The sequence below is a fragment of the Streptomyces ureilyticus genome (assembly GCF_011045025.1).
Lineage (GTDB): Bacteria > Actinomycetota > Actinomycetes > Streptomycetales > Streptomycetaceae > Streptomyces > Streptomyces ureilyticus.
The window spans coordinates 1-10,044 of sequence record NZ_JAAKZX010000282.1 but is presented as its reverse complement, the minus strand read 5'-3'; the positions used below and the strand labels follow the sequence as shown (position 1 = coordinate 10,044).

Below are 10,044 nucleotides of genomic sequence, written 5' to 3'. Positions count from 1 at the left end.
GTGGGTGGGCGGAGCCCGTCTCGGCCGCCGCTGTCCGCGAGTGGCGGGCGGCCCTGGACTCGTAGCCGCTACGGGCGGATGGCAGGGCGGACGCACGGGGCGGTCACCGGGAGTCGCATACCAAAGTGGCAGTGCCGTAGACCATCGGCTGATGACCGGCGTTCCGTCGCTCGCCACACTGAGGGCTGCGCAGCAGATCTCGGGTGGAGGGCGCATGAGTGTGGATATGCAGAAGGAGCCGGACGCACGGGCAGGCCGGGAGGGTCGGCCCAACGAGCCCAACGAGCCCAACGAGCCCACCGTGCTCGCCGAGTCGACCTGGGGCATCCTCGCTCTCTGCGTCGTGGCCGGAGCCGTGGCCGGTGAGCTGGTCAGGCTGCTCGCCGGGTGGCTCGTCACCCTGCGGTGGGCGCCGTTCAAGGGGCCGGCGGAGCTGTTGGACTCGGTCCCCGAGCCGTGGGTGAGCATCGGCGCGGTGACCGTCGGCGCGCTGCTGGGCCTTTTCGCGGCCTTGGTCCTGCTGCACGAGTCGTTGGCCGTCCGTGTCTCGGGGCGCTGCGTGGTGCTCACCATCCGGGAGCAGTCCCAGGAGTTCGCGCGGGACAAGATCCGCCTGGTCTTCCCGGACGGCAAGCAGCTCGTGTTGCTCGGCCACCACAGCGAGGAACTCGCCCGGGAGGACTGCGGTCTGGACAAGCGACGCCTCGCCGACGCCTTCACCGAGCACGGTTACGCGTGGGCGGACGCCGACCCGTACTCGGCCGAGTTCCGGCGCTGGGTTCCGGGCACCCCGGGCCTGCCCGAGGGGGCGAACGCCCTGTTCAAGGCCCGGGAGAAGGCGCTCAAGAAGGAGGGCGACGCCGAGGACGCGCGGGAGCTGCGCAGGGAGCTGGCACGGCTCGGCGTCGTCGTCCGCGACGAGGACAAGCGGCAGTACTGGCGACTGCCGTCCCGGTGAACCACCGTATGGATCAAGTCAGTTGATGTGGCAGCGGTGCCGCGTGCGTCACGATCAGGCCCGAGACGGCCCGCGTCAGGGTGACGTACAGGCGCCGCAGGCCGGTGCGTTCGTCCGGCTCGCCGTCGACGACGGCCCGGGGCTCGTCCAGGACCACGTAGTCGTACTCCAGGCCCTTGGCGAGCGAGGCCGGGACCAGGGTGAGGCGGGTCTCGTGCGTCGTCTCCTCACCCGGGGCGAGATACGTGATCCCCGCCGCCGTCAGCCCCTCGGCCAGCGCCGGGATGCGGGCATCGGCCGCGATCAGGCCGACCGAGCCCTGCTGGCGCATCAACTCCTCGCAGGCGCCCATCACTTCGGAGTCGCTCGCAGTCGTACGTACCTCGAAGAAACCCGGATTCTCGCGGACCGAGGTCACCGGAGTGAGCCCGGGCGCGATGTGCGGAAGGAGCCGGGACGCGTAGGTGACGACGTCCGTCGGGACGCGGAAGCCGGCCGTCAGCTCCTCGACGACCGCCTGCTGCTTGCCCAGGTGCGCCAGAGCCTCGTCCCAACTCCGCGTCGCCCAGGGCGTGGTGCCCTGCGCCAGATCGCCGAGCACGGTCGCCGAACCCGTCGTGCAGCGCCGGCCCACCGCCCTGTACTGCATGGGGGAGAGGTCCTGCGCCTCGTCGAGCACCACATGCCCGAGCGAGTGCGTGCGCTGGACGAGATCGGTGGCTTCGTCGATCAGCACGGCGTCCGCGGCGGACCACTTGGCGGACTTCGTCGACCGTACGGGCCTGGCCCACAGGATGGTCTTCTGCTCGTCCTCACTGAGGATCCCGTCGGCGTGCGCGGCGAGGAAGCCGGCGTCGGAGAGCAGCCGCAGCACGAGCTTCGCGGGGTCGACCGGCGGCCAGATCGCCTTCACCGCCGCCTTCACCGCGCTGTTGCGGGCCACCGCGTCCTGCACCCGATCGTCCGGGGCCTCGCCTGCCCGCTCCATCTGTACGAGCACGGCGTGGGCGATGCGCTGCGGCAGGGCCTCGCGGGCGGCGCCGTAACGGATGTCGCGGTCCAGCAACTCCTGGACGATCTCCTCCATTTCGTACGCCGGGACGCGCCAGCGTCGTGAGCCACGGACCACCACGACGGTCTCGGCCGGCATGGTCACGTGCGAACGGACGGCCCGGCGCAGCACCTCGGCCATCCGTGCGTCGCCCTTGACGATCGCGGCCGGTGCGTCGTCCTTGCCGCGTACGTCGACATGGGCGACCAGGTCGTCCACCGTCGACTGCTTGACCTCCAACTCGCCCAGCGCGGGCAGCACTTGCTCGATGTAGTGGAGGAAGGAGGTGTTCGGGCCGATGACGAGGGTGCCGGTGCGGGCGAGCCGCTCGCGGTGGGCGTAGAGGAGATACGCGACCCGGTGGAGGCCGACGGCCGTCTTCCCGGTGCCCGGACCACCCTGCACACATAAAGTGCCGCCCAGACCGGACCGTACGATCTCGTCCTGCTCCGGCTGGATCGTCGCCACGATGTCGCGCATCGGGCCGACGCGCGGGCGCTCGATCTCCTGCTGGAGCAGCTTGCTGGTCGCGGCGGCCTCTGTGGGGTCGGAGAGGTGCTCGTCCTCGTACGCGGTGAGGTCGCCGCCCGTGTATCCGAAGCGGCGGCGCAGCGCGATGTCCATCGGTGTCTTCTTGGAGGCCCGGTAGAAGGGCTGGGACACCGGGGCACGCCAGTCGATGACCATCGGGTCGCCGTCGGAATCGTGCACGTGCCGACGCCCGATATAGAAGCGCTCGCCCTCCGCCCCCTCTGCCTGCTCGGCGCCCGGCTCGTGCAGGTAGTCGAGGCGGCCGAAGAACAGCGGGGTGTGGGCGAGGTCCGCGAGGGCTTTGATGCGCTCGTCGATCTGGTGGGTGAGGGCTTCCTTGTTGACCCAGTTCGCGGTGACGTCCCGGATGTCGAGGGACTCGACGTCCTCGCGCATGGCACGGAGGGCCGCGCGGGAACGGGCGAGGTGGGCGCGCTCGCGGGCGAGAGGGTCGAGGGAGTCGAGAGGGTCGAGGGGGTCGTCGACGGGCGGGGTGGACACGGCGGCTGCCTCCGGGGCGTGGTCATGCAGCGTGGGGCCTGCTGCGTGGAGTCCTGATACGTGGGTGTGCCTCGTCGCCGTATGTGCCTACGTACATGTCTGAGCGTGTCTGTACGTGTCGTACGGCGGGGCTTGAGCCGGCCGGTTTCCGTCCGGTCGGCGGCGCTCCACGAGGGAGGCGGGCAAGAGCGGGGATTTTAGGACAGGGGCGCACGCCGGGGCCAACGATTTAATGCGCGGACTCTCCTCCTGAGGTACACCCTGGCGGGTACTGCCCCTAGTGGGTCCCTAGGGGGAGAGGTAGGCCCTCAGGCGTATGCGGAGGTCGCGGAGTTTGGACCCGTAGACCGATGTCACCCGGATGGCCGAATCGCATCATGGAAACATGAGCGCAGCGACCTTCACCCCAGCTTCCGGGCCCGCCCGGCACGGTCCGCCGGCCGGTGCGACCGCCCTCGACGACCGTCACCACCGCCATCTCCTCGGCGACGCCGTGCGCGCCGTCAAGGTCTTCGCGACCGCCGCTTTCGATGTGATCGTGCTCGGGGAGTACGGCGAGGAAGCGGGCGTCGTACGCCGCCGACGCTGAGCCGCTCGCGGGCACTCCCCGCGCTCAGCTCTCCGTCAGCAACTCGTCCGCGTCCACGATCCGGTACGCATACCCCTGCTCCGCCAGGAACCGCTGTCGATGAGCCGCGAAGTCCTGGTCAAGGGTGTCGCGGGCGACCACTGAGTAGAAGTGCGCCTGATGACCGTCCGCCTTCGGACGCAGTACGCGACCGAGGCGCTGCGCCTCCTCCTGACGGGAGCCGAAGGTCCCCGAGACCTGGATCGCGACCGTCGCCTCCGGCAGGTCGATCGAGAAGTTCGCGACCTTCGACACGACCAGCACGCCGATCTCGCCCTGCCGGAACGCCTCGAAGAGCTTCTCCCGCTGAGCGTTGCTGGTCTCGCCCTTGATGACCGGCGCGTCCAGATGCTCGCCCAACTCGTCGAGCTGGTCGATGTACTGGCCGATGACCAGCGTCTGCTGCCCCTTGAAGCGCCGTACCAGCGCCTCCGTGACCTTCCGCTTGGTCTCGGTGGTCGCGCAGAAGCGGTACTTCTCCTCGGTCTCGGCCGTCGCGTACGCCAGCCGCTCGGCGTCCGTCAGATTCACCCGCACCTCGACGCAGTCCGCGGGCGCGATATAGCCCTGCGCCTCGATCTCCTTCCAGGGCGCGTCGAAACGCTTCGGGCCGATGAGCGAGAACACATCCGACTCCCGCCCGTCCTCCCGTACGAGCGTCGCCGTCAGGCCGAGCCGCCGGCGCGCCTGCAGATCCGCCGTGAACTTGAAGACGGGAGCCGGCAGCAGGTGCACCTCGTCGTAGATGATCAGCCCCCAGTCACGGGAGTCGAACAGCTCCAGATGCGGATAGACGCCCTTCCGCTTCGTCGTCAGCACCTGGTACGTGGCGATGGTGACCGGCCGGATCTCCTTCCGCGTACCGCTGTACTCCCCGATCTCGTCCTCCGTCAGCGACGTACGCCGCACCAGCTCGTGCTTCCACTGCCGGGCGGAGACGGTGTTCGTGACGAGGATCAGGGTGGTGGCCTTGGCCTGAGCCATGGACCCGGCACCGACGAGGGTCTTGCCCGCACCGCAGGGGAGGACGACAACCCCTGACCCGCCATGCCAGAAGTTCTCCACGGCCTGCTTCTGGTACGGGCGCAGCGCCCAGCCGTCCTCGGCGAGCTCGATGGAATGGGCCTCGCCGTCGACGTACCCGGCGAGGTCCTCGGCCGGCCAGCCCAGCCTCAGCAGCGTCTGCTTGATCTGCCCGCGCTCGGAGGGGTGCACGGCCACGGTGTCCGGGTCGATCCGGGCGCCCACGAGCGGCATGATCCGCTTCGAGCGCAGGATCTCCTCGAGTACGGGCCGGTCGGTGGTCGTCAGCACCAGCCCGTGGGCCGGGTGCTTGGACAGGGTCAGCCGCCCGTACCGGTCCATCGTCTCCGCGATGTCGACCAGCAGCGCATGCGGCACCGGATACCGGCTGAACTGCACCAACGCGTCCACGACCTGCTCGGCGTCATGCCCGGCGGCCCGCGCGTTCCACAGCCCCAGCGGCGTCACCCGATACGTGTGGATGTGCTCGGGCGCCCGCTCCAGCTCCGCGAACGGCGCGATGGCCCGACGACAGTCGTCCGCCTGCTCGTGGTCGACCTCGAGCAGCAGAGTCTTGTCACTCTGGACAATGAGTGGACCATTCACACGAGGACCCTTTCGGTCGGCCAAACGTCCAGTGTGCCTGATCATCGGCGTGTGCGGTCGTGGACCGGGTGGGAGCTTCCTCCCTGGTCCCTCCTCGGCCGCGTCCGGTCCGCGGACGTCAGGGCGCCGCCCCGTGTCCCGTCCTATTGGATGTCTTTTCATTCCAATGAGTGGCGGCAATTCTGATGTGCGGCTTCGGTTCCGAAGAATGGCGGACCGTGCAGGTAACCCGCAGGCGGCCGCTGAGGCCCAACGCATCCCCGCCCACCACGACACTCGGCTACGCCCTGTTCGCCACCAGATGGCTTCAAGCGCCGTTGTACTTCGGCCTGGTGGCCGCCCAGGCCGTGTACGTCTACAAGTTCTTCAACGAGCTGTGGAGCTTAATCCTCCGGATCGTGAGCGGGCACGCGACCGAGACGTACGTCATGCTCGCCGTGCTCAAGCTCGTCGATGTCGTGATGATCGCCAACCTGCTGATCATGGTGATCATCGGCGGCTACGAGACCTTCGTCTCGCGTATCGGACTCGAGGGCCACCGCGACCAGCCCGAGTGGCTCTCGCACGTCAACGCCAACGTGCTGAAGGTGAAGCTCGCCACCGCCATCGTGGGCATCTCCTCCGTCCACCTGCTCCAGATGTTCGTGGACGTCCACCACACCCCCCGCCACTCGCTGATGTGGGGGACGGTGATCCACATGGCGTTCATCCTCTCGGCGGCGATCCTCTGGTACATGTCCGTGGCGGGAGCGGGCGGGGCGGTTGCCGGGCATGCGGGGCAGGATGCGACGCCCACGGACCACACTGGCCAGGATCACGCGGCTGCCCAGGACCACGCGTCACAGGAGCCTGAGCCGAAGCCCAAGCATGGGCTGTCGCCCACGCCGGTCCCGGCTCCCGCCGCCTCGGTTCCGGCCGTCTTGGTCCCGGCGGTCTCGGTTCCGGCTCAGTCGACTGCCCCGTCTACTGTCCCGTCGGCCGCCCGCCCGGTGGTCCACTCGGCGTTCCCCTCCACCGCCGCCGAGCCTCCCGCGTCGTACGAACGCTCTGTGACCAGCCCTATGACCATCTCCGGGACCGAGACCCGTATCCGGGACGCCGGTTTCCCCTCCCGGAAGCTGCTGGAGGACTTCGACGACAGTCACCCTCGGTCCTTCGACCGGGAGACGGTCGCCCGCCTGGGCAAGCTGGACTTCGTCGCCGCCCGCGCGAACGTGGTGTTCGTCGGGCCGCCCGGCACCGGCAAGACGCATCTCGCCGTCGGGCTCGGCGTACGGGCCTGCCAGGCGGGGCAGGGGGTGCTGTTCGCGACCGCCGCGGAATGGGCGTACCGGCTGACCGAGGCACGGGACCGCGGGCGGCTCGCCGAGGAACTGGCCGTCCTCGACGCGTACCCCCTGCTGATCATCGACGAAGTCGGCTACGCCCCCTTCGACGCGGCCACCTCCCACCTCCTCTTCCAACTCGTCGCGCGCCGCTACGAGCGGGCCTCGCTGATCGTGACCAGCGACCGCCCCCTCGGCCGCTGGGAGGAGATCTTCGGCGGTGCCGCCCCCGCCCTGGTCGACCGTCTCGCGCACCACGCGGAGATCGTCCGGCTCGACGGGGACAGCTACCGCACGCGGCGGGCTATTTCATCGTGGGCAGAGTGAGGTTGTTGACCAGCGGCCCTTCGACGTTGCCGACCTCCGTGACGAGGGACTCGGTCGCGGGAGTCGGCAGAGGCAGCGGCAGCGCGGGCGCGGCCTGGGCCTGAGAGCCGAGTACGCCGACGAGGGCGACCGCGGCGAGCAGGGTGGTGGTGGCGACAGCACGAGAACGCATGACGGGTTTCAGGCCTTTCGGAAACACGGTCGGAAGCTCAGCGGGTAACTCAGGCGGGGACGGGCCGGACTCGGGATGCCGAGTCCGGCCCGAGGGGTGCGCGGGGCGGTCAGAGGGTCAGGCCCCCGCCGAGATCGATGCCGATCGCCGCGGCTTGAGAGGCCAGTGCGCCGAGCAGCGCGGCGGTTCCGATCAGGACGGTGGCGACACGACGAGTGGTACGCATGGGACAACCTCTTTCTCGCGCTTGCCTGTTGACCAGGCATTGATCAGGACGTCGAGTGGCTGCCCGGCGACTCGAGCGGCGATGCGAGACGTGCCCGGATGTCCCTCAAGGGAGCGAAGTCCCCGGCGTGGCGTGCATGATCCACCGTGTACGCCCGTACAGGTGACGGGTGAGGACTCGCGTAGGGCGGCCTTGGTGAACTCCGGTCCGCTGTAGCGCCCCTTTAGGGGCGCGGGGCAGTGACAGATGCGGCTCCGCCGCGTGGGCACAACCAGCCCCCACCGGGCCCGCGGGTTCAAAACTGCGCCTCCAGCGGAGCGCCTACGCGCTGTCGTCCGCCAACTCCGCGACCCCCGTGATGCGGTGCAGCGGATACGTGCGGACCTCGTCCGCGGTGTGGTCGTACGCCGTCACGAAGCCGCCCTCGACGCGGATCGGGGCGATGACGCGCTGGCTGGCGGAGCCCTCGGCGTTGACGTAGCCGATCCACAGGGGCTCGCCGGTGAGGACGGCGGCCTGCATGGTGGCGAGGGTCTCGGCGGAGGTGGTGCGGGGGAGGGCGCCGTTCGGGGCCGATGCGGCGGCCGGTTTGCGGGGAGCCGTGGAGGCCAGGTCGCCGGCGCGGATGGCGCGGATCGCGGCGGTCAGCAGGGTGGCGTCGGGGACCGGCGGGCCGTCGGGTACGGGCTCGGGGGCGGTACGCGGCGGGGTGCGGTGCGCGTGGGCGCGCGCGATCAGTACGTCGCCCTCCGCCGACTCCGCGGCGGGCGCGAAGCCCATCGTGCGCAGGCCCTCGAGAAGCGTGGTCGGATCGGTCTGCGCGGCCAGCACGGTGGGGGCGAGTCGGCGCAGCCGCAGGTCGGCGGAGCGCTTGTCGGCGAGGATCTCGTTCAGCAGGGCGTCGTCGTCGCAGCGGACGTACGCCGACGCGGCGCCGATCCGCAGATGGCCGTGCCTGCGGGCGACGTCGTCGATCAGATACGTGAGGGGCTGCGGCACCGGCGTACTCGAGTGCGCGGCGAGGAAAGCGTGCAGGTCGGAGGCGGATTGGCCCGCGTCAAGGGCCCGCCGTACGGACCCCGGCGTGAACCGGTACACCGTCGCCCCGCCCTTCGACTCCACGTCCGCGAGCACGCCGAGCATGTCCGCCAGCGGGCGCTCCAGCGGGCCCGGCGCGACCGCGGTGAGGTCGGCCTGGAGCAGGACGTGGCCGAGGGGCGTGGGGAGGAGGGGCGCGAGGACGCGGCCGGCGCGGGCGGCGGCCGCGGCGAGTTCGGCTCCCGTGAGGGGAGCCTCGGGTGGCGACGCGAGCAGGGCCCGGCCGTGCGTGGACAGTGCGCCCCGGCCGGTGATCCCGAGCGACTCCGCCTCGGACAGGGCCCATCGGGCGAGCCGCGTGCGCAGATCGTCAGTCCCGGTCGCGGCCTGGGGGGTGCGCAGGGGGCGTTCCCAGTGCAGGCGGGCGATCAGGGAGTCGGCGGAGGCCGCGGCGCCCTCGGGGAGCGCGGCGAGCAGGGCCAGTACGCGGTGGCGGACCTCGGGCGCGGCGGAGCGGTCGAGGCCAGGGCCCAGCGCCGAGAGCGTACGGTCCTTGGCGTCCCGGCCGCCGACCAGGCCCGGCGTGCGGGTCGCGGTCAGCCAGGCGGTGGCGAGCCGCGTCCACCGCTCGGTCGCGGGCAGCTCCAGCCAGGCGTCGTACTCGGGGGTCGCGGCGTACCGCTCGTCGGCCTCGCTGTCCGAGGCCAACAGGCCCGCCGCGTAAGCGAGTTCGACCCAGAAGGCGGCGATCGGCTCCGACACGTCCAGGGCCACCGCGGTGCGCTTGAGGTCCCGTACGCTCAGGCCGCCCGCACGCAGCACGGCCGGGCCGCCCTCGTCCCAGTCCTTGAGCAGCTCCTCGACGGTCGCGAGCGCGGTGTACGCCTGGCTTGCCGCCGCCGCGTCCACCACCTGTGGACGATGCGTGACGGCGGGCTCGACGGCCGGCGGGAGCGGTTCCGTTTTCTGGTGCGCGTGGCCCGCCCTCAGATGCAGGGCGACTTCGCGGGGGAGTACGACCGTGCCGGGCGCCGTCGGCAGCAGCAGTCCGCGGTCGAGGAGCCAGCGCAGGCGGGCGGCCGGGTCGGCCGTGACCTGCCCGTACGGCGGGCCCCAGACCAGCCGCGACAGCACCTCCAGGGAGTCGGCCGGGGCCTCGTCGAGCAGGGCCCGCATCCGGGGGCGGTCGGTGAACAACTCGGTCAGCGACGCCACCGCCGACACCGCGTCATGCGTCGTGGGCAGCCCGGCCGTCGCGAGGATCTCCTGGATACGTCCCGGCGACATGCCCGCCGTCGCCTCCGCGACCGTGGGGCCGAGGCCGGTCGGGGACGGGTGCTGCGGCGAGGGGGCGAGCAGTTCGCGGGCCGTACGCACCAGACGCAGCCGGTCGTCCGCGCCCCACACCAGCGCCTGCTCGCGCAAGGTCGCCAGGGCGCGGGGGAGGGCGCCGGTGACCTCGGGGTCGCGCTCGTCGCCGGCCAGCAGCGCCAGGAGCGTGTCGTACGCCGCCGGGTCCGGGGCCACGGCCAGGGCCTCCGCCGTCTGCAGGGCGAAACGGTCCAGGCGTTCCAGGGCGCGGATCACGGATGCGCGGGTGCCTGCGCGGGTGGCGAGCTGGGTGAGGTCGGTGGGGACGGGGGTGATGAGGTCGGGGC

General features: G+C 71.1%; 7 protein-coding genes. 3 read left to right on the top strand and 4 right to left on the bottom strand.

The genetic code is table 11. The features are described 5' to 3' along the window. The first annotated feature begins 151 nt into the window (after nucleotides 1–151). Nucleotides 152–958, top strand: coding sequence for a YqeB family protein (locus G6048_RS43665; RefSeq protein WP_235991042.1), 807 nt, complete (start codon nucleotides 152–154; stop codon nucleotides 956–958). Between the two features lie 13 nt (nucleotides 959–971). Here the strand turns inward: G6048_RS43665 and G6048_RS43660 are convergent, their stop codons facing one another. Next, complete coding sequence (locus G6048_RS43660) at nucleotides 972–3,041, bottom strand: HelD family protein (protein WP_328828726.1); 2,070 nt, start codon at nucleotides 3,039–3,041, stop codon at nucleotides 972–974. Between the two features lie 385 nt (nucleotides 3,042–3,426). On the opposite strand from G6048_RS43660, the gene G6048_RS43655 reads away from it, so the two are divergent. After that, the gene (locus tag G6048_RS43655; RefSeq protein ID WP_165345165.1) at nucleotides 3,427–3,630 is read left to right on the top strand and encodes a hypothetical protein; all 204 of its coding nucleotides are present in this window, start codon (nucleotides 3,427–3,429) and stop codon (nucleotides 3,628–3,630) included. Between the two features lie 24 nt (nucleotides 3,631–3,654). Here G6048_RS43655 and G6048_RS43650 read toward each other — a convergent pair whose 3' ends face one another. Continuing rightward, nucleotides 3,655–5,298, bottom strand: coding sequence for a DNA repair helicase XPB (locus tag G6048_RS43650; RefSeq protein WP_165345164.1), 1,644 nt, complete (start codon nucleotides 5,296–5,298; stop codon nucleotides 3,655–3,657). A gap of 185 nt (nucleotides 5,299–5,483) precedes the next feature. Here G6048_RS43650 and istB point away from each other — a divergent pair, with 185 nt between their 5' ends. Next, nucleotides 5,484–6,950: an IS21-like element helper ATPase IstB gene (gene istB / locus G6048_RS43645; protein ID WP_235991043.1), complete on the top strand. Its 1,467-nt coding sequence runs from the start codon at nucleotides 5,484–5,486 to the stop codon at nucleotides 6,948–6,950. Here the strand turns inward: istB and G6048_RS43640 are convergent. Both G6048_RS43640 and G6048_RS43635 read right to left on the bottom strand, forming a co-directional pair. Beyond that, on the bottom strand, nucleotides 6,928–7,122 hold the full coding sequence (locus G6048_RS43640; protein ID WP_165345163.1) for a hypothetical protein: 195 nt from the start codon (nucleotides 7,120–7,122) through the stop codon (nucleotides 6,928–6,930). The genes istB and G6048_RS43640 overlap by 23 nt on opposite strands. Before the next feature lie 547 nt (nucleotides 7,123–7,669). Then, the coding region (locus tag G6048_RS43635; RefSeq protein ID WP_165345162.1) for a helicase C-terminal domain-containing protein at nucleotides 7,670–10,044 on the bottom strand (2,375 nt) is incomplete at its 5' end.

What these genes read in the sequence shown, in the direction of transcription:
- G6048_RS43665 (WP_235991042.1), top strand. Translation starts at nt 152, where the DNA reads ATGACCGGCGTTCCGTCGCTCGCCACACTGAGGGCTGCGCAGCAGATC.
- G6048_RS43640 (WP_165345163.1), bottom strand. Translation starts at nt 7,122, where the DNA reads ATGCGTTCTCGTGCTGTCGCCACCACCACCCTGCTCGCCGCGGTCGCC.
- G6048_RS43655 (WP_165345165.1), top strand. Translation starts at nt 3,427, where the DNA reads ATGAGCGCAGCGACCTTCACCCCAGCTTCCGGGCCCGCCCGGCACGGT.
- istB (WP_235991043.1), top strand. Translation starts at nt 5,484, where the DNA reads ATGTGCGGCTTCGGTTCCGAAGAATGGCGGACCGTGCAGGTAACCCGC.